Source organism: Microbacterium sp. bgisy207 (assembly GCF_965345035.1).
Classification (GTDB): domain Bacteria; phylum Actinomycetota; class Actinomycetes; order Actinomycetales; family Microbacteriaceae; genus Microbacterium.
Window position 1 is genome coordinate 167,084 of the sequence record NZ_CBDRMG010000007.1, and the last position, 23,591, is coordinate 190,674.

Sequence of the window (23,591 nt, forward strand, 5' to 3'; positions counted from 1 at the left end):
GGGCAGCCGTTCAGGATCGGCGTCGCGACAGGAGCCCCAGGGCGCCGCCCCAGACGATGTGGGCAATGACGATCGCCCTCGCGCGGGGCGGGCGGTCGCGGTGAGCCGGGGGGAGGATGCCCGCGGCAGGGAGCCATCCTTCGTAGCTGATCAGCCAGACGATCACGCCCCAGACCGGCCCGAGGACTGCCCGTCTCCCGTGAGCTCCCGGCGCCAGCACCGCGAAAGCGGCTCCCGCACCCGCGCCGTAGGCGACATGGAGCACCATCGCCCATCGCGTCACTTCGGCGCTCCGGTCGCGGCGGCGCGTGGGGCCGACCAGTCGCTGCAGGATGAGCGTCGGAGGCAGCGTGTCGATCGCGCCTCTGGCGCGGGCAGAGAGGAAGACACCCGTCATCGGGACGGTAGCGGTGGCTCCGGCAACAGCGCCGCGCACCGCGCGAGCGAGGATCGAGGAGGACATGGTCCCAGTGCACCCGGAAGGCGCCTCCCACGCGAGCGGGTTGACAGCACCGGAGTCAGGCGTCTGGGCGCTCGATGAGCACGAGGCCCTGCTTAGTCAACGCGACGGTCACCCATCCGTCCCCGAACAGATACGTCATCCCATATCCGTCCTCGTCCAGGGCGACGGCGTAGTCGGGGTTGGCGGTGATGTAGGTCCCTTGCTCGCCGTCCTCTCGGATCCAGCCTTGGGCGATCAGCTCGGATTGCAGCCGCGTCGCCTCGCTGGCGACGACAGGCGCCCAGCCGAACAGCAGGAGGTTGTCGGTCGCAGGGCCGTCGAAGTCCGCCCATGTGCACTGCAAGCCGTCTTCGACGACCGTCGCACCGACGAGGAAGTCCTCCGCTTGCGCGGTCCAGCCGTACCCTCTCAGCTCCTCCACCAGTGACGTCGAGATGAGGGTCTCGCACGTCGGTGCGGCGGCATCCGCGGTGGGTGCGGGGGAGGCATCCGGAGTCGCGATCGGCGCAGCGCTCGGCGCCGACGGCGTCGTGGGGCCGGTCGGATCTGGTGCGGGGGTCGTGGAGCAGGCGGCGAGACCGAGCACGCCGAGCACGGCCACCGCGAGAAGGGCAGGTCGGATCGGTCCGGATGTCACTGCGCGGACTCCTCACCGTGCAGCAGGGCGATGAACGCGTCGTGCAGGATGCCGTTGGTCGCGATACCGGAGCGGTCGCTCAGCGTGTGGCGTCCGTCGATCGCGGTGAACCGGCCGCCGGCCTCCTGCAGGATCGGGACGTAGGGGGCGATGTCGTACTCCTTCACGCCGAACTCGGCGACCATCTCGAGCCGGCCTTCTGCCAGCAGCATGTACGGCCACGCGTCCCCGTACCCGCGGTCCCGCCACACGGCGCGCGTGAGGCGGGTCAGGTCGTCGAGTCGCCCGGCGTCGTCCCACTGACGGATGCTTTGGAAGCTGACACTCGCCCGCTCGATCGCATCGACCTCCGACACCCGCAGCGGTTTCGCCTCGCCCGATGGCGCCGCCGTCCAGGCGCCGAGTCCGGTGGCGCCCCACCAGCGCCGACCGATCGCCGGCTGGCTTACGACCCCGACGCGGGGAACCCCATCGATCGCGAGCGCGATCAGGGTCGCCCACATGGGGATTCCCTTGAGGTAGTTCGCGGTCCCGTCGATCGGATCGATGATCCACTGCCGCGGCGCGTCTCCCGACGATCCGAACTCCTCGCCGAACACCCCGTCCTCGGGTCGCTCGGCGGCCAGGATGTCGCGGATCGCCCGCTCGGTCGCCAGATCTGCCTCCGTGACGTGCGACGCATCCGCCTTGACACGGATGTCGAGATCGGCCGCATCGAAGCGTTCCATCGACACGGCGTCGGCCGCATCTGCCAGGCGCAACGCGAGCGTCAACTCCGTCGCGAGGTCACCGTCGAAGGGTGCGTCAAAACGATTCGTCACGGGGGAGGAGGTCACACGATCAAGGATAGGTGGCGGCATCCTGAGCGATTTCCGGGTGACCTCATCGTGATGATAGAGTTGACCCTCGGTTCGCCGTGCGCTCTGCGCGGTACGTACCTCCGCGCCTCTAGCTCAATCGGCAGAGCAACTGACTCTTAATCAGTGGGTTCAGGGTTCAAGTCCCTGGGGGCGCACCATACTTTCCGCGGGGAGTCGCTCCCGCATTCGGACGCCTGCCGTCTTGCTCAAAGCGCCGTGAGAGTGCTCTCACATAGCGTTCACATAGCCGACTCCGAAGGTAGATTCTCTGGAGAGCAACACCTTCGCGGTATTCGGGTAATCGCGGAGAAGGCGGCCCGGGTGAGTTCACTCCCCGGGCCGCGTCTTCGTTTTCGGTCTCGCCGACGGCGTTCGATTGCCGCGATGTGCGGCGACGCCGGCGTCTGCACGGCGTGTCGCGGCAACCGAACAAGGCTGCGCGGGTCGCGAACCGGCCCGGGTCGCGAATCCATAACGGATGCCGACGAGCGCGCGCTGAAACTTGCCCTTGATGCCGCCGTCACCTACTGTAGACGTTACCTGAATCAGCTTTCAGGTATGCCCCTTCCAACGGTGAAAGGCACGCACATGCGGGTTACGAAGAAGTTGCTCCTGGGCACGGTGGTCGCCACCAGCGCCCTTGTTATGGCGGCCTGTGCGCCGCAGTCCGACGGCGGCGGCGCCGGAGGCGACCAGACGACGGGACCGTCCGAGGTCACGGTCGGCATCGTCTCGAGCGAGAGCGGTGCGCTTGCCGGCTACGGCGAGCAGTACCTCTGCGGTCTCCGTGCTGGTCTGGCCTACGCGACCGACGGTACGAACGAGATCAACGGCACCACCATCAACGTCGAGTACCGTGACGATGCCGGTGACCCCGACAAGGCCGTCACTGCCGTCAAGGAACTGATCGGTGACGGGGTGAACATCATCGCCGGCACGGTGTCCTCGGGTGTCGCACTCGCGGTCGCAGAGCAGGCGGAGCAGAACAAGGTGCTCTACATCGCCGGACCGGCCGCTGCCGACGCGATCACCGGCATCAACGACTACACGTTCCGCTCGGGACGTCAGAGCTCGCAGGATGTGGCAACGGCCGGGACCTTCCTCGACGACATCGCCGGCAAGACCGTGACGGTGTTCGCGCAGGACACCGCGTTCGGGCAGGGCAACGTCGCCGCCGTCGAGGCGATCCTCGGCGGCCAGGGTGCCACGGTGAACTCGGTGCTCGTGGCCGAAGACGTAACGGAGTTCACGCCGTTCGCGCAGCAGGTTCTCGCGGGAAGCCCCGATCTCGTGTTCGTCGCGTGGGCAGGTGCCACCTCAGGCGCGATGTGGCAGGCGATGAGCCAGCAGGGAGTGCTCGACGCGATCCCGGTGGTCACGGGACTCGGCGACTCCGCGACCTTCGGTGCCTACGGCGAAGCCTCCGAGAAGATCAACTTCTTGAACTACTACTTCCCCGGCGCCCCTGACAACTCCGTCAACACCGAGATGATCAGCCTCCTCGAGGAGGACGGGTGCACCCCCGACCTGTTCAGCCCGGATGGCTTCAACGCAGCGCTCATGATCGTCCACGCGATCGAAGAGGGGCAGGGCGACGTCGATGCGATGATCTCCGCTCTCGAGGGCTACTCCTTCGATGGCCCCAAGGGCACCCTGACGGTGCGAGCCGGCGACCACGCCCTTCTGCAGGAGATGTACCAGGTCAAGCTCGTTGCCGACGGCGACACCTTCGTCCCCGAGTTGGTCGACACGGTCGCCGCCGACGCGGTAGCTCCGGCCGAAGCGCAGTAAGAGGTCGACCGAAACATGAGCACTCCGGTTCCGTCCGCGCCCGCGCGACAGTCCACGCCCTCCGCTCTGCGGGTGGAGAGCTTGGGCCTGCAGATCGGCGGCGCGACAATTCTGAAGGATGTCGACCTCGATGTCGCCCCGGGTTCCCTGGTCGGCGTCATCGGGCCGAACGGCGCGGGCAAGACCACGCTGTTCAACGTCATCTCCGGCATCATGACCCCGACGACGGGTCGGGTTCTGATGAACGGCGAAGACATCTCGACGATGTCCGTGCCCGCCCGGGCGCGGGCGGGACTGGGGCGCACCTTCCAGACCTCGAGCCTGTTCCCCAAGCTCAGCGTCCTGGAGAACGTGCGACTTGCCGCGCAGGTCGCGGTCGGGCGCGATTACTCGCTGTTCCACTTCCCGACCGCGAAGGATGCAGCGACCCAGCGTGCGCTGCAGAACCTCGAGGAGGTGGGGCTGACCCACAAGCTCCTGACGCCGGCGGGCGATATCTCCCACGGCGACAAGCGCAAGCTCGAGATCGCGGTGCTGCTGGCCATGGATGCCAAGATCGTGCTGCTGGACGAACCGATGGCCGGGGTCGCATCGGGCGATGTCGCGGGCCTCGTCGACAACATCCGCGAGCTTCAGCAGCGGACCGGATGCACCGTCCTCATGGTCGAGCACCACATCGACGTGCTCATGGGTCTGGTTGAGAAGGTCGCGGTGATGTACTTCGGCTCGATCATCGCGTTCGACTCGCCCGCCGAGATCATGGCCAACCCGCTCGTGCAGAGCGCCTACCTCGGGACTGCCGCATGAGCGCCATCCTGGAGGTCACCGACCTGCGCTGCTCGATCGCCGGTCAGCCCGTGGTCGAAAGCGTCACCTTCTCCGTCCCCGCCACCGGGATCACGGCAGTGCTCGGCCGTAACGGGGTGGGCAAGACCTCCACGCTGCGCGGCATCCTGGGGCTCATCCACCGCCGAGGCGAGGTGCGACTGGCCGGGGAGCGCATCGACTCGCTCCCCACTCACCGGATCGTGAAACGGGGCGTCGGATACGTCCCGGAAGACCGCGAGGTGTTCGCCAAGCTCACCGTCGCCGAGAACCTCGCGCTGGCCGAGCGGCAGCGAAACCCCCGCCGCGAGTTCGTCGCCGAGCTGTTCCCGGATCTCGTCGGCAGACGCGATCAGATGGCCGGCACGCTCTCGGGCGGACAGCAGCAGATGGTCTCGGTCGCGCGAGCGCTCATGAACGACAACCAGCTCCTGCTGGTCGACGAGCCGACGAAGGGACTTGCGCCCAAGATCGTCACCGAGGTGGCTGACGCGCTCGAAGAGGCGGCCAAGATCGTGCCGATCTTGCTCGTGGAACAGAACCTCGACGTGGTCAAGCGACTCGCCCACGGCGCGATCGTCATCGACAGCGGCCGCGTCGTCCACACCGGTTCGGCGCGCGAGATCCTCGACGACGAGGAACTCACGCAGCGTCTGCTCGGCGTCCACGCCGAGCGACCCGCGGCTGCCGACACCGCACCATCCCCGGAGGCCCACTCGTGAGCACCATCATCCTCACCCTGGTGACCGGCGTCGGTCTCGGGGCGCTCTACTTCCTCGTCGCATCGGGCCTGAGCCTCATCTACGGCCTCATGCACGTCCTGAACTTTGCCCACGGCGCCTTCCTGACGCTCAGTGCGTTCCTCGGATGGATGGTCGCGCAAGCACTCGGCACCGAGTCGTGGTGGTCGTTCCTGGTCTCCATCCTGGTGGGCGCGGCCGTCGGTGCGGTGTTTGCGACCCTCACCGAACTCGTTCTCATCCGCCCGCTCTACGAGCGCCACATCGAACAAGTCCTCGTGACCGTCGGGCTCTCCTTCGCGGCCGTTGCCCTCTTCGAGGGCGTGTGGGGGACAGACGCCATCCCGATCTCGGGTCCGCCATGGCTCAAGGACACCACCGAGATCCTCGGTGCTCGCATTCCCAACGTGTACTGGGTGCTGATGCTCGCCGCCGCGCTCGTGCTGGCCGCGCTGGTGCTCTTCCTGAAGAAGACCCGCTACGGCATGATCATCCGCGCCGGCGTCGAGAACCGATCGATGGTGACGTCGCTCGGGATCGACGTGCGCCGCTCGTTCACCCTCGTGTTCGCCATTGGTGGCGCGGCGGCCGGAATCGGCGGGGTGCTCGCCATGCACTACTCGACGTTCGTCTCGGCGCACCTCGGGTCGACGCTGCTGATCTTCGCATTCATCGTGACGGTCGTCGGAGGGCTCGGGTCCCTCACCGGGGCGGCTGTCGCCTCCGTGGTCGTGGCGGTGCTGCAGCAGTTCGCGAACTTCTACCTCGGCGGCACAGGCGACTTCATCGTCGTCATCCTGCTGGCGGTCGTCCTGCTGGTGCGGCCCTCTGGTCTTCTCGGGAGGAAAGCATGAGCATCCGTCGATACTGGCCGGCCCTCATGGGTGTGGTGCTCGTGGTCTTCATGGCCCTCCTGCCGCTGCTGAACATCTCCATCCCCGGAGTGCTCCCCACGGCGACCTACCAGCCGGGAACGCTTGCGCTGCTGTCCCTGTGCATGGTGTTCGCTGCGCTCGCCCTGTCGTACAACCTGCTGCTGGGCACCTCGGGGATGCTGTCGTTCGGACACGCCCTGTATTTCGGAGCCGGTGCCTACGGTCTCGGGATCGCGCTCGAGCACTTCGGGGTCCCGATGTTCCCCGGGGTCTTCCTCGCCCTGATCGGCGGCATGGTCATCGCCTTCGTCACCGGCGCCGTCGCCATGCGTGTCTCGGGCATCCCGTTCGCGATGGTCACGCTCGCGTTCGCGCAAGCCGGTTCCGTGCTCGTGCGGCGCAACTCGGCGATCACCGGCGGTGAGGAAGGCTTGAGTCTGAACACCGACCAGGTGCCCGATGTCCTGGTGGGCGTGGTCAACACGCGCAATCTCTACTGGTTCGCCCTCGCGGTGCTCGTGATCGTCTACCTCGTCACCCTGTGGGTCGACACCTCCCGACTCGGGCACCTGGCCCGTGCCACGCGGGAGAACGAGCAGCGCGTCCGCGTCCTGGGGCTTCGCCCCTATCGCATCCGGCTGATCATCTTCGTGATCGCCGCGGTGCTCGCGAGCCTGGCAGGTGTCGCCTACATGCTGCTGCAGTCCGGAACCGTTCCCCGGGCGGTGTCGGCGGACCTCACGATCACAGTCCTCGTCATGGTCGTGCTCGGCGGTGTGGGATTCCGGTGGGGCGCGATCGTCGGGGGAGTGCTCTATACGCTTCTGGATCAGCGCCTGACCGTGCTCGCCGGGTCCGAGGCGATCGCGTCTCTGCCCGACATCCTTCGGATCCCGCTGTCAGAACCGCTGTTCCTGCTCGGAGCGCTGTTCATCATCGTCGTCATGTTCCTGCCCGGCGGTATCGCCGGCACGATCGACGGCTGGTGGCGTCGCCGCCACGGTGAGCGGCACGTGCGCGATAGTCTGCGGAGCATCGACGACGCGGAGGCAGATGCCGACGCGATCGGTGCCTCGGAGGTTCGGGCGTGAGCAACGACATACAGGACGAGTCGCACACGATCGGCCGGTGGCTGATCGAGCGCGCCGCGCACACACCGCATCGCATCGCGATCGACGATCGCGGCGTGACGATCGACTATGCCGACCTGGCCCGTCGGTCGCGTGCGCTCGCGGAGGGGCTCCTGGACGCCGGTTTCGGAGCCGGATCGCGCATCGCGACGGTCGCCGGGAACTCGATAGACCAGGTGGTGCTCTTTTTCGCCTGCGCGCTCACGGGCGCGGCATTCGTTCCGCTGTCGTGGCGTCAGACGACCAGAGAGCTCGTCGACACGCTCGGTCGCAGCGGGCCACACCTGGTGGTCGTCGACGATGAGTTCGCGGTCGCCGCGGGCGAAGCCCTGCGCGAGCTCGAGGCCGCGCCGCCGGTCGCGGCACTGGGCACCGCAGGAATCGAGCGCTCCCTACCTCTCGCCCAGCAGCCCCGGGATCGCCGGCCGGTCCGCGATGACGACCCGCTGCTCATCGTCTACACGTCGGGCAGCGAAGCGGCTCCCAAGGGCGTCATCCTGACCCACGCGAACTGTTTCTGGAACAACTTGGCGCTCGGTCGCGCGCTGCCCTTGGGTGAGACGGATGTCGTGCTGGCCGTCCTCCCGCAGTTCCACGTCGCCGCGTGGAACTGTCAGCCGCTGCTGGCGTGGTGGGGCGGAGCGACGGTCGTGCTCGAGCGGTCGTTCGACACCGAACGGGTGCTTCAGCTCATCCGGGAACGTCGCGTCACTGCCATGATGGGCGTGCCGACGCAGTACGCGATGCTCGCCGAGTCCCGTGGGTGGGCGACGAGTGATCTGTCATCGGTCCGCCTTGCTCTGGTCGGTGGCGCGACCCTTCCCGGGGCGGTTCGCGAGGCGTGGCAGGCGCGCGGCATCGAGCTGGTTCAGGGCTACGGTCTCACGGAGGCGGGGCCCAACGTGCTCCACTGCCCGAACGGCGTCGCTGCCGACCGCCGTGGGGCAGTTGGGCGACCGTACCCGCACGTGAGTGTGCAGGTCGTCGACCCCGAGACTCTCCTCCCGCTGCGCGGCGACGCGACCGGGGAGCTGTGGGTGAGGGGCCCGAGCGTTTTCGCCGGCTACCTCGGCGACCCCGCGGCCACGGCGCGCGCCATGCACGGCGACTGGCTGCGCACCGGAGATGTCGTCCACCGCGACGGCGACGGGGTCTTCACCGTTGTCGACCGGCTGAAAGACATCTTCATCTCGGGGGGAGAGAATGTCGCGCCGGCGGAGGTGGAGCACGCGTTGTGCCTGCATCCCCTGATCACGGGGGCCGCGGTCGTGGGTGTTCCCGACCCGGTGTGGGGGGAGCGTGGCGTCGCGTTCGTGACCGTCCGCTCGGGCGCGGTCCTGTCGCAGGACGAGGTCTTCGCGCATGCCCGCCGCACGCTCGCTGCCTTCAAGGTTCCGATCGCCATCCGGGTTGTCGACAGCCTGCCGCGTTCGTCGATCGACAAGCTCGCCCGCTCACGGCTGCGTGAGCACGCCCGGACGATTGCGGCATCCGCCCAGGAGGTGTCGCGTGAGCGTTCCCGCTGAGGATGAGGATGTCGCACCGGTGTCCTCGGCCACGGGGCGGCCGCTGACCAAGCGCGGCGAGGCCACCCGTCGGCGATTGCTCGAGGCAGCCGAGGCGGTGTTCGCCGACCAGGGCTACCACGAAGCATCGATCGTGAAGATCACCGAGCGTGCCGGCATCGGCCTCGGTACCTTCTACCTCTACTTCGACAGCAAGCAGACGATCTTCGAGGCGCTCGTCATCGACTTGAACCGACGGGTGCGCCACTCGATGTCCGAGTCGATGGCCGGAGCCACGACCCGGCTGGAGGCGGAGCGAGCGGGGTTTGCGGGCTTCTTCCGCTTCACCGCCGCCCACCCCGCTCTGTACCGGGTCGTGCGCGAAGCCGAGTTCGTCTCGCCCGAGATCCTTCGACTGCACTACACCCGCATCGTCGAAGGCTACGAGGCGGGACTGCGCGCAGCCCAGAGCAGCGGCGACGTCGATCGCGCCCTCGACCCCGAAGTCACGGCGTGGGCACTCATGGGTATGGGAGAGCTCATCGGCATGCGCTTCCTCCTGTGGGAGAGGGATGCCGACGGCAGGCCGCCCGCCGAGCTCGATCCGGCGGTCATGGCCTCGATGTCCACGCTCATCGACAACGCGCTCGCACCGCGAACAGAGCCATCTCGATCAACAAAGGAGGGCACCCCATGACCGAACAGGACCTCGCCGGACGGCGCGCGCTGGTCACCGGGGGAGCAAGCGGTATCGGACTGGCATGCGCGACGGAGTTCGCCTCACGGGGAGCGTCGGTCGTGATCGCCGACCTCAACGCGGATGCCGCGAACGCAGCTGCCGCGCAGATCGGCGGCGAATCGTGGGTCGTCGACCTCTCCGACACAGAAGCGCTCGACGATCTGCGCCTCGATGTCGACATCCTCGTCAACAACGCCGGCATCCAGCGGGTCAGTGCGATCCCCGAGTTCGATCCGGCAACGTTCCGCATGATGATGCGTCTCATGCTCGAGTCGCCCTTCCTGCTGGTGCGCGCGGCGCTCCCGCACATGTACGAGAAGGGCTGGGGGCGGATCATCAACATCTCCAGTGCGCACGGGCTGCGCGCGAGCCCGTACAAGGTCGCCTACGTATCTGCCAAGCACGGCCTGGAGGGCCTGTCGAAGGTCACGGCGTTGGAGGGAGGTGCGCACGGGGTCACGAGCAACTGCATCAACCCCGCGTATGTGCGCACGCCGCTCGTCGAGAAGCAGATCGCCGACCAGGCGAAGGTTCATGGGATTCCCGAGGACGAGGTCGTGGAGAAGATCATGCTCACCGAGACCGCCGTCAAGAGGTTGGTCGAGTCCGAGGAGGTCGCGTCTCTGGCCGGCTGGCTTGCCTCCGACAAGGCCGGAATGGTCACCGGCGCCTCCTACACGATGGACGGCGGGTGGACGGCACGATGAGCGCGCACACGTACCGCACCGTCGACGTCCCCGTTCCCGGCGGTGAACTTCACGTGGGGATCTGGGACCCGGTGGACGCGATGACCGGGGAAGTCCTGCTCGTCCACGGTGTGACGTCCTCTCACCTGGCATGGCCGTTCGTCGTCGAGGAGCTGCCGGGTATCCGTGCCATCGCCCCCGACCTGCGGGGCCGGGGCCGCAGCAACGAGGTGTCGGGCCCGGCGGGGCTGGCGGCGCACGCCGACGACCTCGCAGCGGTGCTCGATCAGCTCGGGATCGACCGCATCACCGTCGTCGGCCATTCCATGGGCGCGTTCGTCTCGGTGGTGTTCGCGCACCGGCATCCGTCGCGCGTGGAGCGTCTGCTCCTCGTGGACGGCGGGATGCCCCTCGACGTGCCGGCGGGGATGGATGCCGATGCCGTCGCGACCCATGTGCTCGGCCCCACCGCCGCGCGACTGTCGATGAGGTTCGCCTCGATCGACGACTACCTGGAGTTCTGGCGGCCCCACCCCGCGTTCGCGACCTCGTGGGCGCCCGAGCTCGAGAGCTACTTCGCGTACGACCTCGTCGACGACGGTGCCGGCGCGCTGCGCCCGGCGACGCGGTACGAGACGATGGTCGACGACACGATCGACATGAACACGGGCTCCGCACTGCCGGATGCTCTCGCCGAGGCGCAGCATCCGATCACCCTCCTGACGGTCCCGCGAGGGCTGCAGGATGAGGAGCCGGGACTGTACGCACCGGACTATCTCGACGGCGTGCTGGCCAGGTATCCGAGTGTCGAGCACACGCGCCTCGACGATCTGAATCACTACACGATCGTCATGAGCGAGGCCGGTGCGAGGGTCGTCGGCGACGCGGTTCGTGCGGTTCTGGCCCCGCGCGCAGCGCTGCGGGACTAGCGCCGGCATCAGCCGCGCGCGGCGGCGACCCGCGTCGTCAACTGGTGCGCGTGCGCAAGCAGGATGCGGCCGAGCTCGGGGAGCCGGTCCGGACCGAACCGGAACTCGACGCCGGTAAGGCTCAGGGCCCATTGCGGGTGTCCCTCCCGGGTGAACACCGCCGCACCGACACCGAAGCTCCCCTCGACGATGAGCCCCGGGTTCACGGCGTAGCCGCGCTCTTGCGTCTCCCGCAGGCGCGCGCGTAGGCGCGCGGGGGCATGCGCCGTGCCCCAACGGTCAGGCAGATCCGGATGCCGCTCGAAATACGCGTCCACATCGTGGGCTGGGAGGAACGAGAGGATGGCGAGCCCTGCCGAGGCCACGCCGAGGGGGAACCGCACCCCCTCCGAGAGCACGAACGAGCGGATCGGAAAGCTGCCCTCCTCGCGCAGCAGGCACACGGTTTCGTCGCCTCGCCGCACGGAGAGGAACGCGCTCTCTTCGGTGCGTACCGCGAGGGAGCGCACGATGTCACGCGCAAGGCTCGTGATGTCGTACCGCGAGGCAGCGGCGGCGCCCATCAGATACAGCTCGGGGCCGGGCATCCACGTGCCCCCGGATTCGTCCTGGTCGACGAGTCCCTCGTGACGCAGCGCCGTGAGCAGCCGGTGTGTGGTCGGGCGGGTGAGGCCTGCTCGACGCGCCAGTTCCGAGACGGTCAGACCTGCGGCCCCGCCCGCCGAGACCAGCCGCAGCAGCGATGCGGCACGGGCGATCGCCTGTGCACCGGGAATCGACCGTCCGTTGTCCATGATGTGGACAGTAGCTCGAATCGTGTCCACATCACAAGCGGATGCTGGAGTCCGTTGTCGGTGACCGCGACGATGAAGTGAGCGCGTCCAGCGGTGCGGGAGGCGCGGGAACACCGGCAGACCGAAGGAGCTCATCCGTGATCGACAAGACCTGGGAGTCGCCGGCCGCGGCCGTCGCTGACATCCCCGCCGGCGCGACCCTCGCCGTGGGCGGGTTCGGCCTGTCGGGCAACCCCATGGCACTGATCGAGGCGCTGCACGCGCGAGGCGTGGACGACCTCTCGATCGTGTCGAACAACTGCGGTGTCGATGACTGGGGTCTGGGCATCCTGCTGGCCGACAAGCGCATCCGCAAGATGACGTCGTCGTACGTGGGGGAGAACAAGGAGTTCGAGCGGCAGTTCCTCTCCGGAGAACTCGAGCTCGAACTGACCCCGCAGGGCACACTGGCTGAGAAGCTGCGCGCCGGGGGCGCCGGCATCGCGGCGTTCTACACCCAGACCGGCGTCGGCACCCAGGTCGCCGAGGGCGGGCTGCCCCGCCGCTACGACGGTGCCGGGGGCATTGCCGTCGCCTCTCCCGTGAAGGATGTGCGCACCTTCGAGGTCTCGGGCGGGCCGCGCGAATACGTGCTCGAGGAGGCGATTGTGACCGACTACGCGCTCGTGCACGCCCTGCGAGGCGATCGCCACGGCAATCTCGTCTTCAACAAGGCCGCACGCAACTTCAACCCTCTCGCCGCGATGGCCGGGCGGATCTGCATCGTGCAGGTCGAGGAACTGGTCGAGCCGGGTCAGATCGACCCGGATGCCGTGCACCTGCCCGGCGTCTACGTCCACCGCATCGTCGAGGTGGGTCCCGACATCGAGAAGCGCATCGAGCGGCGCACGGTCTCGGCCGCCGCCCCGGAAGGAGCCTGAGAGATGGCACTCACCCGCACCGAGATGGCCGCCCGCGCGGCCAAGGAGCTCTCAGACGGCGCGTACGTCAACCTCGGTATCGGCTTGCCGACCCTGGTTCCCAACTACGTGCCCGAGGGTGTCACGGTCGTCCTGCAGTCAGAGAACGGCATCCTCGGGGTCGGCCCCTACCCGGCCGAGGCGGATGTCGACCCCGACCTCATCAACGCGGGAAAGGAGACAGTGACGACCCTCCCGGGTGCCGCGTTCTTCGACTCCGCGACGAGTTTCGGGATGATCCGCGGCGGCAAGATCGACGCGGCCATACTCGGGGCGATGCAGGTGTCGGCATCGGGAGATCTCGCCAACTGGATGATCCCGGGGAAGATGGTCAAGGGACCGGGCGGCGCGATGGACCTCGTGCACGGGGCGGGAAAGGTGATCGTGCTGATGGAGCACGTCGCCAAGGACGGGAGCCCCAAGATCGTCACCGAGTGCTCCCTGCCGCTGACCGGCAGGGGAGTGGTCGACCGGATCATCACCGACCTCGCGGTGCTCGACGTGACAGCCGACGGGCTCGTCCTGGTGGAACTGGCACCGGGTGTGAGCGTCGAGGACGTCCGCACGGCGACAGAACCCGAGATCACCGTCTCGGACGACCTTAAGGTGGAGGCATGAACCACGAGGACGTCGTCATCGTCGGTGCCGCGCGCACCCCGCAGGGTCGGCTGAAGGGGCAGCTGTCATCGCTACCCTCGACAGCGCTGGGGAGCATCGCGATCCGCGGCGCGCTCGAGAAGGCAGGGATCTCACCGGACGCCGTCGACGCGGTGCTGGTCGGTCAGGTCCTGCCCGCGGGAGCCGGTCAGAACCCCGCGCGCCAGGCGGCGATCGGCGCCGGCATCGGCTGGGACGTGCCCGCCTCATCCATCAACAAGGTGTGCCTGTCAGGACTCACCGCCGTCATCGACGCCGCCCGGATGATCCGGCTCGGTGATGCGCGCGTTGTCGTCGCGGCCGGGATGGAGTCCATGTCGCAGGCTCCGCACCTGCTCATGGGATCGCGCGATGGCTGGTCCTACGGTTCGGTCGAGGTGCTCGACCACATGGCCTACGACGGCCTCACGGATGCGTTCGACCGCGAGAGCATGGGCGGTTCGACCGAGCGTCACAACGCCCGCTATGAGGTCACGCGCGAGCAGCAGGATGCCGTCGCAGCCCGGTCGCACCAGCGGGCGGCGGCGGCATGGGAGGCGGATGTCTTCGCCGACGAGATCGTGCCCGTGGAGATCCCGCAGCGCAAGGGCGACCCCAAGATCGTGACCCGCGACGAGGGCATCCGCCCCGAGACCACGGTCGACACCCTGGCAGGACTGCGCCCGGCCTTCTCGAAAGACGGCACGATCACGGCGGGTAACTCGTCGCAGATCTCCGACGGTGCTTCCGCGGTGATCGTCACGGGTCGTTCGCACGCCGATGAGAACGGCTGGCCGGTGCTCGCGGTGATCGGGTCCGCCGGCCAGGTAGCCGGCCCTGACAACACCCTCCACGCCCAGCCCGCGCGCGCGATCGTCGCGGCGTGCGAACGGGAGGGTATCGCGGCGTCAGATCTGGACTTCGTGGAGATCAACGAGGCCTTCGGTGCCGTCGTCGCCCGGTCCCAGGCGGAACTGGGCCTCCCGGACGAGGTCGTCAACATCCACGGCGGGGGGATCGCCATCGGGCATCCCATCGGCGCCTCCGGCAACCGGCTCGTCGTGCACGCCGTCCATGAGCTCCTGCGTCGAGGCGGGGGCACGGCCGCTGTCGCGCTGTGCGGCGGTGGCGGTCAGGGCGATGCACTGATCCTCAAGCGCTGAGGGCACACCCGCCGCGCGATCGACCGACCGGTCCACGAGGGCGGGTGCCGTCACATCGGCATCCGCCCTCGGTCACCTCTTACCGTCTTCGAGCCGCCGCGCGGCAGGGGAGTCGGCCGGAACGGGCTTGCCCTGATCGATCCGTCGCATGTCGACGATCGCTCCGACTGCCAGGGCGACGGTGATCCCCCAGTTCACCCACGCCAGCGCCGTGCGCCAGGTGAAGGTGTCCTCGCGCAGCGCGCGCAGGAGCGAAAAGCCCGAGATGACTGCTCCGATGATGCCGGTGCCGAAGAGGTACTTGCCCATGCGCTCCACGCTACACATGCGGCCCGCGCTGTCCAGCCCCGGCGTCGGGACCGGCGGAGCCGGTACCCTGGAGGTGCCCGCGTCCGCCATCGTGAAGGAGCTCGCGTGTCGCAAGCCAGTTTCGTCGTCGTCGCCAATCGACTGCCCGTGGATCGTGACGATGACGGAGGCTGGAGACGTTCACCGGGAGGCCTCGTCACCGCTCTGGAGCCGGTGATGCGCAAAGCCGACGGCGCATGGGTCGGGTGGCCCGGCAAGCCGGACCTGCATCTGGACCCGTTCGACTTCGAGGGAACCCACCTCGTGCCCGTGCCCCTGAGCGCCGACGAGGTGCAGAACTACTACGAGGGGTTCTCCAACGACACCATCTGGCCGCTGTACCACGACGTGATCTCCGCGCCGCGCTACCGGCGCGTGTGGTGGGACGCGTACGTCGACGTCAACCGCCGGTTCGCGGAGGCGTCCGCGGAGGCTGCCGCCGACGGTGCGACGGTGTGGGTGCAGGACTACCAGCTCCAACTGGTGCCGGCGATGCTGCGGCGGATGCGTCCCGACCTGACGATTGGCTACTTCCACCACATCCCGTTCCCGGCATACGGCCTGTTCTCACAGCTTCCGTGGCGTCGGCAGGTGATCGAAGGGCTGCTCGGAGCCGACGTCGTCGGTTTCCAGCGCACCGCCGATGCGAGCAACTTCGCCCGTGCCGTGCGCCGGCAGTTCCATTACACGACGAAGGCCTCGGGAATCACGGTGCCGATGGAGGACGGCAGCACCCGCAACGTGCTTGCGAAGGCATATCCCATCTCCATCGACGCGGAGTCGTACGTCACCCTCGCGCAACGACCCGACATCCAAGCGCGGGCCAAGGAGATCCGGGAAGGACTCGGCAACCCCAAGGCGGTCCTGCTCGGGGTGGACAGGCTCGACTACACGAAGGGCATCCGTCACCGGTTGAAGGCGTTCGGCGAGCTCCTCGTCGACGGCCGCCTGAGCGTCGAAGACGCCACCCTCGTCCAGGTGGCAAGCCCGAGTCGAGAGCGCGTGGATGCCTACATCCAGCTGCGTGACGAGATCGAGCTGACGGTCGGTCGCATCAACGGCGACTTCGACACGATGGATCACACCGCGATCCGGTACCTGCATCAGGCGTTCCCCCGCGAGGAGATGGTCGCTCTGTATCTCGCCGCGGACGTCATGCTCGTGACCGCGCTTCGCGACGGGATGAACCTCGTCGCGAAGGAATACGTCGCCAGCCGCATCGACAACCGCGGCGTGCTCTTGCTGAGCGAGTTCGCCGGAGCCGCCGACGAGTTGGGCTCGGCGATCCGGATCAACCCGCACGACATCGATGGCATGAAGGATGCCATCATGCGCGCCATCGACATGCCGGGAAGCGAGCAGGGGCGACGGATGCGGTCGCTGCGCCGCCGGGTCCTCGAGCACGATGTCACCGACTGGTCCAAATCCTTCCTGGAAGCGCTCGCCGCCGCGAAGCGCTGACTCGCCCGACGACGAAAGACCCGAGATGACGACTCCCGATGCACATCCCGTTTCCGCTGTCTCCGACCAGGTCCGGGACGCCCTGGCGACCGTGGCAGGAATTCCGAGACTGCTGGTGGCCCTCGATTTCGACGGCACGCTGTCGCCGCACGTCGTCGACCCGATGACGGCGCGGATGCTGCCCGCGGCGCGCGAGGCCGTGCATGCGCTCGCCGAGTTGCCCGAGACGACGGTCGCCCTCGTGTCGGGGCGGAGCCTCGTCGATCTTCGGATCATCGCCGAGCACGGCGACGACTCCCCGATCGTGCTGGCTGCCTCCCACGGTGCCGAGTACTGGATCCCGGGTGAGGGTGCCGTCGAGCCGGCGGAGGATGACGCCGAGCGCGGTCTGCGCGACCTGCTGCGCGCCCGCGCGGAAGAGATCGTCGCTGACTACGACGGCGTCTGGATCGAGCCGAAGACCTTCGGCTTCGGAGTCCACACCCGCAACGCGACTGATGAGGTCGGGGAGCAGGCGGCGGCCGCCGTCGACGCCATGGTCGCGGGCGCGGCTCCCGACTGGCGCCGGCGTACCGGCAAGAAGATCGTCGAGTACGCGTTTCGGCAGGAGGGCAAGGACACCGCGATCGCGAACCTGCGTGAGCGCCTCGGCGCGGACGCCGTGCTGTTCGCGGGGGATGACACCACGGACGAGGATGCCCTGCGAAGCCTGCAGCCGCAGGATCTGGGCATCCACGTCGGCGACGGCCCGACGGCAGCCCGCGTGAGCGTCGCGGATATCCCCGCGATGGCCGCTGCGCTGGCAGAGCTCGCGGATCAGCGCCGGCACGCGCAGGAATAGACTGCCAACATGGCCCCGCACGACAGCACCATCGACATCAAACCTCGGAGCCGGGTCGTCACCGACGGCATCGAAGCCACGACCTCCCGCGGAATGCTCCGCGCGGTGGGCATGGGTGACGAGGACTGGGACAAGCCCCAGATCGGCATCGCCTCCAGCTGGAACGAGATCACTCCCTGCAACCTGAGCCTGGACCGCCTGGCTCAGGGCGCAAAGGAAGGCGTCCATTCCGGGGGCGGCTACCCGCTCCAGTTCGGCACCATCTCGGTCTCGGACGGCATCTCCATGGGGCACGAGGGGATGCATTTCTCCCTCGTCTCGCGTGAGGTCATCGCCGACTCCGTCGAGACCGTCGTCATGGCCGAGCGCCTGGACGGCACCGTGCTGCTGGCCGGCTGCGACAAGTCGATTCCCGGGATGCTGATGGCCAGCGCCCGCCTCGACCTGTCGAGCGTCTTCCTCTACGCCGGGTCGATCGCGCCCGGTTGGGTGAAGCTCTCGGACGGCACCGAGAAGGACATCACGATCATCGACTCCTTCGAGGGCGTCGGCGCGTGCCTGTCGGGACGGATGAGCGAAGCCGACCTCAAGCGCATCGAGTGCGCGTTCGCTCCGGGCGAGGGGGCGTGCGGCGGCATGTACACCGCCAACACGATGGCATCCGTCGCCGAGGCGCTCGGTCTCAGCCTCCCCGGCTCGGCCGCGCCGCCCTCGGCCGACCGTCGCCGCGACGCGTTCGCGCACCGCTCGGGCGAAGCCGTCGTCAACCTGCTGAGGCTCGGCATCACGACGCGCGACATCCTCACGAAAGAGGCGTTCGAGAACGCGATCGCCCTCGCCATGGCACTCGGTGGGTCGACCAACGTCGTCCTGCACCTTCTCGCGATCGCCCGCGAGGCGGATGTCGAACTCAGCCTGCACGACTTCAACCGCATCGGCGACAAGGTGCCGCATGTCGCGGACATGAAGCCGTTCGGGAAGTACGTCATGAACGACGTCGACCGTCACGGCGGCATCCCGGTCGTCATGAAGGCGATGCTCGACGAGGGCCTGCTCCACGGCGACGCGCTCACCGTGACCGGCAAGACGCTCGCCGAGAACCTGCGCGATCTGAACCCGGACCCCGTCGACGGCACCGTGATCCACCGCTTCGACGACCCGATCCACGCCTCCGGTGGGCTGACGATCCTGCACGGCACGCTGGCGCCCGAGGGTGCTGTCGTGAAGACAGCCGGATTCGACGCGGCAGTGTTCGAGGGGCCGGCTCGGGTGTTCGAGCGCGAGCGTGCCGCGATGGACGCGCTCGAGGCCGGGGAGATCTCGGCGGGCGATGTGGTCGTCATCCGTTATGAGGGACCCAAGGGTGGCCCCGGGATGCGGGAGATGCTCGCGATCACCGCCGCCATCAAGGGTGCCGGCCTCGGAAAAGATGTACTACTCTTGACAGACGGCAGATTCTCGGGCGGCACAACCGGCCTGTGCATCGGCCACATAGCACCCGAAGCGGTCGACGCAGGTCCGATCGCCTTCGTGCGCGATGGTGATCTGATACGGGTCGATATCGCAGCTCGCTCGCTCGACCTACTCGTCGACGAGGCTGAGCTGAGTTCCCGCCGGCAGGGCTGGGAACCGCTTCCTCCGCGCTATACCCGTGGCGTTCTCGCCAAGTACACGCGACTCGTGCGTTCGGCATCCGAAGGCGCGACGACGAACTAGGCGTTCCTCTCTCGCAACTCTCGATCTCATCGCAAGGAATCCATCATGTCCTCCGACATCGCCACGGCCGTGCCCCGGCCACCCGCTCGCAGCGCTTCGGCACCTGTGATGACGGGAGCCGAGGCGGTCGTCCGTTCTCTCGATCTGCTGGGGGTGACCGACGTGTTCGGTCTGCCCGGCGGCGCGATCATGCCCGTCTACGACCCCCTGATGGACGACGACGCGGTTCGTCACATCCTCGTCCGTCACGAGCAGGGCGCCGGTCACGCGGCCGAAGGGTACGCGTCGGCGTCGGGCAAGGTCGGGGTTGCGATCGCGACGTCGGGACCGGGGGCGACGAACCTCGTGACGGCGATCGCGGATGCCTACATGGACTCCGTGCCGCTGCTGTGCATCACCGGTCAGGTGTTCTCGAGCCTCATGGGCACCGACGCCTTCCAGGAAGCCGACATCGTGGGCATCACGATGCCCATCACGAAGCACTCGTTCCTGGTCAAGCGCGCCGAAGACATCCCCGGTGCGATCGCCGCAGCGTACGAGATCGCCTCGACCGGTCGCCCCGGGCCCGTGCTCGTGGACATCACCAAGGATGCCCAGCAGGCCGAGGCTCCGTTCGTCTGGCCGCCCCAGATCGACCTGCCGGGGTACCGGCCGGTGACCAAGGCGCACGGCAAGCAGATCCAGGCGGCAGCGCAGCTGATCGCTGAGGCCGAGAAGCCCGTCCTCTATGTCGGTGGAGGCATCATCCGGTCGCGCGCGTCCGAGCAGCTGCGCGCGCTGGCCGAGGCGACCGGCGCTCCGGTGGTCACGACGCTGATGGCGCGGGGGGCCTTCCCCGACTCGCACGAGCAGAATCTCGGTATGCCCGGCATGCACGGCACGGTTCCGGCCGTGCTGGCGCTGCAGGAGTCCGATCTGATCGTCGCCCTCGGTGCCCGCTTCGATGACCGTGTCACCGGCAAGGCGTCGCACTTCGCTCCGAACGCGAAAGTGATCCACGTCGACATCGACCCCGCCGAGATCTCCAAGATCCGCGCGGCTGACGTGCCGATCGTGGGGGACCTGCGCGAGGTTCTCGTCGACCTCGAAGCGGCGTTCCGCGCGGGCGCCGATTCGGGCCGCGCCGACATCAGCCAGTGGTGGGCGTACCTGAAGGGGTTGCGCAGCGAGTTCCCGCTCGGCTACGCGCCTACCAGCGACGGGCTTCTGGCGCCCCAGCACGTCATCCAGCGGATCGGCGAGCTCACGGGTCCCGAGGCGATCTATGCCGCCGGCGTCGGGCAGCACCAGATGTGGGCAGCCCAGTTCATCAAGTACGAGCGCCCCAACGCCTGGCTGAACTCGGGCGGGGCCGGCACCATGGGCTACGCCGTCCCCGCGGCGATGGGCGCGAAGGTCGCCCAGCCGGATCGGGTCGTGTGGGCCATCGACGGTGACGGATGCTTCCAGATGACCAATCAGGAGCTCGCCACCTGCGTGCTCAACAACATCCCCATCAAGGTCGCGATCATCAACAACTCGTCGTTGGGCATGGTGCGCCAGTGGCAGACCCTGTTCTTCAACGGGCGTCACTCGCACACCGACCTCAACACCGGTCATGGCACCGCGCGGGTTCCCGACTTCGTGAAGCTCGCCGAGGCCTATGGCTGCCTGGCGTTGCGCGTCGAGAAGGAAGACGAGATCGACGAGGCGATCCGCGTCGCGCTGGAGACGAACGACCGACCCGTCGTCATCGACTTCGTCGTTTCGGCCGACGCCATGGTGTGGCCGATGGTGCCCCAGGGCGTGGGCAACAGCGAGATTCAGTACGCGCGTGATCACGCGCCGAGCTTTGATCAGGAGGACTGAGCCATGACGAGCCACGTGCTGAGCCTCCTGGTCGAAGACAAGCCGGGCCTGCTGACCCGCGTCGCTGGTCTGTTCGCCCGGCGCGGTTTCAACATCGAATCCCTCGCGGTGGGCGTCACCGAGGTGCCGGGTCTGTCGCGGATCACGGTCGTCGTCGACGTCGAGGGGCTTCCGCTCGAGCAGGTGACCAAGCAGCTGAACAAGCTCGTGAACGTCATCAAGATCGTGGAGCTGGACCCGGCGGCATCCGTGCAGCGCGAGCACATGCTCGTGAAAGTGCGTGCCGACAACGCGAGCCGCTCGAACGTTCTCGAGGTGATCAACCTGTTCCGGGCATCCGTCGTGGACTATGCCCCGGACGCCATGGTGATCGAGATCACCGGCGACAAGGGCAAGGTCGAGGCCTTCCTCCGCGCCATCGAGCCGTTCGGGATCAAGGAGCTGGCCCAATCGGGCATGCTCGCGATCGGCCGCGGCGGCAAGAGCATCACCGAGCGGGTTCTGCGCGGCTGACACGACCACGCCGGTCCGCTCTCGGTCGTTGAGCGGACTGGGCGAGAGAAAACGACCACAATCGCACAGTCAAGGAGAGACACCCCATGGCCGAAATGATCTACGACCAGGATGCCGATCTGGCCCTCATCCAGGGCAAGAAGGTCGCCATCGTCGGCTACGGCTCGCAGGGCCACGCCCACGCGCAGAACCTGCGTGACTCGGGCGTCGAGGTCGTCATCGCGCTCAAGGACGGCTCGAAGTCCGCGCCCAAGGCCCAGGAGGACGGCTTCGAGGTCAAGTCGGTCGCCGACGCCACGGCGTGGGCCGATGTCATCATGATCCTGGCGCCCGACCAGCACCAGCGCGGGATCTACAACAACGAGATCAAGCCGAACCTCACGCCCGGCAAGACGCTCGCGTTCGCGCACGGGTTCAACATCCGATTCGGCTACATCGAGGCGCCCGAGGGTGTCGACGTCATCCTTGTGGCCCCGAAGGCTCCCGGCCACACCGTGCGGCGCGAGTACGTCGCCGGCCGCGGCATCCCCGACATCATCGCGGTGGAGAAGGATGCCTCGGGCAGCGCCTGGGAGCTTGCGAAGTCGTACGCCAAGGCGATCGGCGGCACCCGCGCCGGCGTCATCAAGACGACCTTCACCGAGGAGACCGAGACCGACCTGTTCGGAGAGCAGGCCGTGCTGTGCGGTGGTGTCTCGCAGCTGATCCAGTACGGCTTCGAGACCCTCACCGAGGCCGGGTACCAGCCCGAGATCGCGTACTTCGAGGTGCTGCACGAGCTCAAGCTCATCGTCGACCTCATGTGGGAGGGCGGCATCGCCAAGCAGCGCTGGAGCGTGTCCGACACCGCCGAGTACGGCGACTACGTTTCGGGCCCGCGCGTGATCGACCCGCACGTCAAGGAGAACATGGCGGCGGTCCTCGCCGACATCCGTTCCGGCGCGTTCGCGGAGCGTTTCATCACCGATCAGGACAACGGTGCTGTCGAGTTCCTCGAGCTGCGTGAGAAGGCCGCGAAGCACCCGATCGAGGCGGTCGGTAAGGACCTGCGTGCCCTGTTCTCGTGGAAGCAGCAGGACGCCGACTACGTCGAGGGTTCCGCCGCGCGCTGATCCCCGCACCTTCGCCGAGCCCACACCTCCGGCACCGAGCCCACACGTCTGCCCACGCAGACCGTGTGGGGCCGCAACGGAGAGTGTGGGCTCGGCCGTGAGTAGGCTGGGCGTGTGAGCACCGACCGTGACGACGACGCCCTGTCCTGGGGCGACGACGACCCCACCCTCGAGACGGGGCGGGCGCTGCCGCCCGGGTACGTTGCGGTGGGCAAGGGGAGTGAGACGATCTCACCGACGTCTGCTGCGGGAACGGATGCCGACACCGCGGCGCGGGGCGATGCCGCTGCGACTGAAGACCTGCCCGAGCGAGAACTCGACCGGGCAGATGGTGATTCCTCGGCGCCAGCAAGCAATGCCGCGCTCATCATCCTGGGCGTCTTCGGCGGCGTGTACGCGCTCGAGAGCATCGGATGGATCATCGGGGGCCTCCGGCTGCAGCAGTACGCCGAGTTCCTGGTCGCACCGCTGGCGTATCAAGTGAGCCTCTGGCTGGCCGTGTTGACGCCGCTCATCTGGTTCGTCACGGTGCTGCTGCTCACCCGCGGCGGCCGGTCGTGGGTCCGTGTGCTGTTGCTGGTCGCGGGGGCTGTGCTCGTGCTGCCGTGGCCGTTCATCATGGTGGGGGCGATCGGGCAATGAGCGAGAACACCGACGCCGCCCAGACCGGAGCCACAGCATCCGTGACAGCGCGCCCCAGCGCACTCCCGGTCTGGCTGATCGCGACGATCGCGGGCTTCTTCGGCCTGTTCTACGCCTACGCGGTCTGGAACGCCGTCGCGTTCCTGGTCTCCCAGGCAAGCGGGCCCTTGGGTCTGAACGGCGGGGGATGGGCCCTGCTGCTGACAGCCGCGGCGTTCCCGATCATCGTGTTCGCTCTGGCGTTCGCGACCGGCTGGAAGCGCCGAGCCGGGGCCTTCGCGCTCATCATGCTCTCGGGCCTCGGGATCGTCGCGGTGTTCTGGATGAACGTGCTCGCGTACGCGGCGGTCTACGGCGCCTCGCTGCTCGGAGGCTGAG

General features: G+C 68.0%; 25 protein-coding genes and 1 tRNA gene. 21 read left to right on the forward strand and 5 right to left on the reverse strand.

Going from position 1 to position 23,591, the window contains the following annotated elements:
* Nucleotides 1-10 precede the first annotated feature (10 nt).
* From ACSGC5_RS08740 to ACSGC5_RS08750, 3 genes are read right to left on the reverse strand one after another with little or no spacing between them, the layout of a single operon-like run.
* Entirely contained in the window at nucleotides 11-463 is a 453-nt protein-coding gene (locus ACSGC5_RS08740) for a hypothetical protein (protein ID WP_434970253.1), read from the reverse strand.
* A 55-nt stretch (nucleotides 464-518) separates the two neighbouring features.
* Nucleotides 519-1,100, reverse strand: coding sequence for a hypothetical protein (locus ACSGC5_RS08745; protein WP_434970254.1), 582 nt, complete (start codon nucleotides 1,098-1,100; stop codon nucleotides 519-521).
* Nucleotides 1,097-1,960: an inositol monophosphatase family protein gene (locus tag ACSGC5_RS08750; protein ID WP_434970255.1), complete on the reverse strand. Its 864-nt coding sequence runs from the start codon at nucleotides 1,958-1,960 to the stop codon at nucleotides 1,097-1,099. The genes ACSGC5_RS08745 and ACSGC5_RS08750 overlap by 4 nt, the downstream gene beginning before the upstream one ends.
* An 82-nt stretch (nucleotides 1,961-2,042) precedes the next feature.
* On the opposite strand from ACSGC5_RS08750, the gene ACSGC5_RS08755 reads away from it, so the two are divergent.
* The 10 genes from ACSGC5_RS08755 (at nucleotide 2,043) to ACSGC5_RS08800 (ending at nucleotide 11,180) form a co-directional block, all read left to right on the forward strand.
* Nucleotides 2,043-2,118, forward strand: a tRNA-Lys gene (locus ACSGC5_RS08755).
* Nucleotides 2,119-2,548: 430 nt separating this feature from the next.
* Complete coding sequence (locus tag ACSGC5_RS08760; protein WP_434970256.1) at nucleotides 2,549-3,751, forward strand: substrate-binding domain-containing protein; 1,203 nt, start codon at nucleotides 2,549-2,551, stop codon at nucleotides 3,749-3,751.
* Between the two features lie 15 nt (nucleotides 3,752-3,766).
* Nucleotides 3,767-4,558, forward strand: coding sequence for an ABC transporter ATP-binding protein (locus ACSGC5_RS08765; protein WP_434970257.1), 792 nt, complete (start codon nucleotides 3,767-3,769; stop codon nucleotides 4,556-4,558).
* Nucleotides 4,555-5,298, forward strand: a complete 744-nt coding sequence (locus ACSGC5_RS08770) for an ABC transporter ATP-binding protein (protein ID WP_434970258.1) — start codon at nucleotides 4,555-4,557, stop codon at nucleotides 5,296-5,298. The genes ACSGC5_RS08765 and ACSGC5_RS08770 overlap by 4 nt, the downstream gene beginning before the upstream one ends.
* The gene (locus ACSGC5_RS08775; RefSeq protein WP_434970259.1) at nucleotides 5,295-6,170 is read left to right on the forward strand and encodes a branched-chain amino acid ABC transporter permease; all 876 of its coding nucleotides are present in this window, start codon (nucleotides 5,295-5,297) and stop codon (nucleotides 6,168-6,170) included. The genes ACSGC5_RS08770 and ACSGC5_RS08775 overlap by 4 nt, the downstream gene beginning before the upstream one ends.
* On the forward strand, nucleotides 6,167-7,282 hold the full coding sequence (locus ACSGC5_RS08780) for a branched-chain amino acid ABC transporter permease (protein ID WP_434970260.1): 1,116 nt from the start codon (nucleotides 6,167-6,169) through the stop codon (nucleotides 7,280-7,282). The genes ACSGC5_RS08775 and ACSGC5_RS08780 overlap by 4 nt, the downstream gene beginning before the upstream one ends.
* A complete protein-coding gene (locus tag ACSGC5_RS08785) occupies nucleotides 7,279-8,847 on the forward strand; it encodes a class I adenylate-forming enzyme family protein (RefSeq protein ID WP_434970261.1) in 1,569 nt (522 codons plus the stop codon). The genes ACSGC5_RS08780 and ACSGC5_RS08785 overlap by 4 nt, the downstream gene beginning before the upstream one ends.
* Nucleotides 8,831-9,523: a TetR/AcrR family transcriptional regulator gene (locus ACSGC5_RS08790; protein ID WP_434970262.1), complete on the forward strand. Its 693-nt coding sequence runs from the start codon at nucleotides 8,831-8,833 to the stop codon at nucleotides 9,521-9,523. Before ACSGC5_RS08785 ends, ACSGC5_RS08790 begins: the two co-directional genes overlap by 17 nt.
* A complete protein-coding gene (locus ACSGC5_RS08795) occupies nucleotides 9,520-10,272 on the forward strand; it encodes a 3-hydroxybutyrate dehydrogenase (RefSeq protein ID WP_434970263.1) in 753 nt (250 codons plus the stop codon). The genes ACSGC5_RS08790 and ACSGC5_RS08795 overlap by 4 nt, the downstream gene beginning before the upstream one ends.
* On the forward strand, nucleotides 10,269-11,180 hold the full coding sequence (locus ACSGC5_RS08800; protein ID WP_434970264.1) for an alpha/beta fold hydrolase: 912 nt from the start codon (nucleotides 10,269-10,271) through the stop codon (nucleotides 11,178-11,180). Before ACSGC5_RS08795 ends, ACSGC5_RS08800 begins: the two co-directional genes overlap by 4 nt.
* A gap of 8 nt (nucleotides 11,181-11,188) precedes the next feature.
* Here ACSGC5_RS08800 and ACSGC5_RS08805 read toward each other — a convergent pair whose 3' ends face one another.
* Nucleotides 11,189-11,974 carry an IclR family transcriptional regulator gene (locus tag ACSGC5_RS08805; protein WP_434970265.1) on the reverse strand — a complete coding sequence of 262 codons (786 nt, stop codon included), beginning with the start codon at nucleotides 11,972-11,974 and terminating at the stop codon, nucleotides 11,189-11,191.
* 137 nt (nucleotides 11,975-12,111) lie between these two features.
* Between ACSGC5_RS08805 and ACSGC5_RS08810 the strand changes: the two genes are divergently transcribed.
* The 3 genes from ACSGC5_RS08810 to ACSGC5_RS08820 are packed head-to-tail and all read left to right on the forward strand — an operon-like array spanning nucleotide 12,112 to nucleotide 14,732.
* The gene (locus ACSGC5_RS08810; protein WP_434970266.1) at nucleotides 12,112-12,894 is read left to right on the forward strand and encodes a CoA transferase subunit A; all 783 of its coding nucleotides are present in this window, start codon (nucleotides 12,112-12,114) and stop codon (nucleotides 12,892-12,894) included.
* A gap of 3 nt (nucleotides 12,895-12,897) precedes the next feature.
* Nucleotides 12,898-13,551 carry a CoA transferase subunit B gene (locus ACSGC5_RS08815; protein ID WP_434970267.1) on the forward strand — a complete coding sequence of 218 codons (654 nt, stop codon included), beginning with the start codon at nucleotides 12,898-12,900 and terminating at the stop codon, nucleotides 13,549-13,551.
* A complete protein-coding gene (locus ACSGC5_RS08820; RefSeq protein ID WP_434970268.1) occupies nucleotides 13,548-14,732 on the forward strand; it encodes an acetyl-CoA C-acetyltransferase in 1,185 nt (394 codons plus the stop codon). The genes ACSGC5_RS08815 and ACSGC5_RS08820 overlap by 4 nt, the downstream gene beginning before the upstream one ends.
* Nucleotides 14,733-14,804: 72 nt before the next feature.
* On the opposite strand, the gene ACSGC5_RS08825 is transcribed toward ACSGC5_RS08820, so the two are convergent.
* Nucleotides 14,805-15,041: a hypothetical protein gene (locus ACSGC5_RS08825; RefSeq protein WP_434970269.1), complete on the reverse strand. Its 237-nt coding sequence runs from the start codon at nucleotides 15,039-15,041 to the stop codon at nucleotides 14,805-14,807.
* Nucleotides 15,042-15,146: 105 nt separating this feature from the next.
* Here ACSGC5_RS08825 and ACSGC5_RS08830 point away from each other — a divergent pair, with 105 nt between their 5' ends.
* From ACSGC5_RS08830 to ACSGC5_RS08865, 8 genes are all read left to right on the forward strand, one after another.
* Complete coding sequence (locus ACSGC5_RS08830) at nucleotides 15,147-16,541, forward strand: alpha,alpha-trehalose-phosphate synthase (UDP-forming) (RefSeq protein ID WP_434970270.1); 1,395 nt, start codon at nucleotides 15,147-15,149, stop codon at nucleotides 16,539-16,541.
* A 25-nt stretch (nucleotides 16,542-16,566) separates the two neighbouring features.
* The gene (otsB, locus tag ACSGC5_RS08835) at nucleotides 16,567-17,382 is read left to right on the forward strand and encodes a trehalose-phosphatase (RefSeq protein ID WP_434970271.1); all 816 of its coding nucleotides are present in this window, start codon (nucleotides 16,567-16,569) and stop codon (nucleotides 17,380-17,382) included.
* Between the two features lie 9 nt (nucleotides 17,383-17,391).
* Nucleotides 17,392-19,098: a dihydroxy-acid dehydratase gene (ilvD, locus tag ACSGC5_RS08840; protein WP_434970272.1), complete on the forward strand. Its 1,707-nt coding sequence runs from the start codon at nucleotides 17,392-17,394 to the stop codon at nucleotides 19,096-19,098.
* 45 nt (nucleotides 19,099-19,143) lie between these two features.
* Nucleotides 19,144-20,946 (forward strand): acetolactate synthase large subunit, encoded by a 1,803-nt coding sequence (locus ACSGC5_RS08845; RefSeq protein WP_434970273.1) that lies wholly within the window; start codon nucleotides 19,144-19,146, stop codon nucleotides 20,944-20,946.
* A gap of 3 nt (nucleotides 20,947-20,949) precedes the next feature.
* Nucleotides 20,950-21,459, forward strand: a complete 510-nt coding sequence (gene ilvN, locus ACSGC5_RS08850; RefSeq protein ID WP_434970274.1) for an acetolactate synthase small subunit — start codon at nucleotides 20,950-20,952, stop codon at nucleotides 21,457-21,459.
* 86 nt (nucleotides 21,460-21,545) lie between these two features.
* Nucleotides 21,546-22,571 carry a ketol-acid reductoisomerase gene (gene ilvC, locus ACSGC5_RS08855; RefSeq protein WP_434970275.1) on the forward strand — a complete coding sequence of 342 codons (1,026 nt, stop codon included), beginning with the start codon at nucleotides 21,546-21,548 and terminating at the stop codon, nucleotides 22,569-22,571.
* Between the two features lie 114 nt (nucleotides 22,572-22,685).
* Nucleotides 22,686-23,213 (forward strand): DNA polymerase III subunit gamma/tau, encoded by a 528-nt coding sequence (locus tag ACSGC5_RS08860; RefSeq protein ID WP_434970276.1) that lies wholly within the window; start codon nucleotides 22,686-22,688, stop codon nucleotides 23,211-23,213.
* Nucleotides 23,210-23,590, forward strand: a complete 381-nt coding sequence (locus tag ACSGC5_RS08865; RefSeq protein WP_434970277.1) for a bacitracin resistance protein — start codon at nucleotides 23,210-23,212, stop codon at nucleotides 23,588-23,590. Before ACSGC5_RS08860 ends, ACSGC5_RS08865 begins: the two co-directional genes overlap by 4 nt.
* Nucleotide 23,591: the final 1 nt, after the last annotated feature.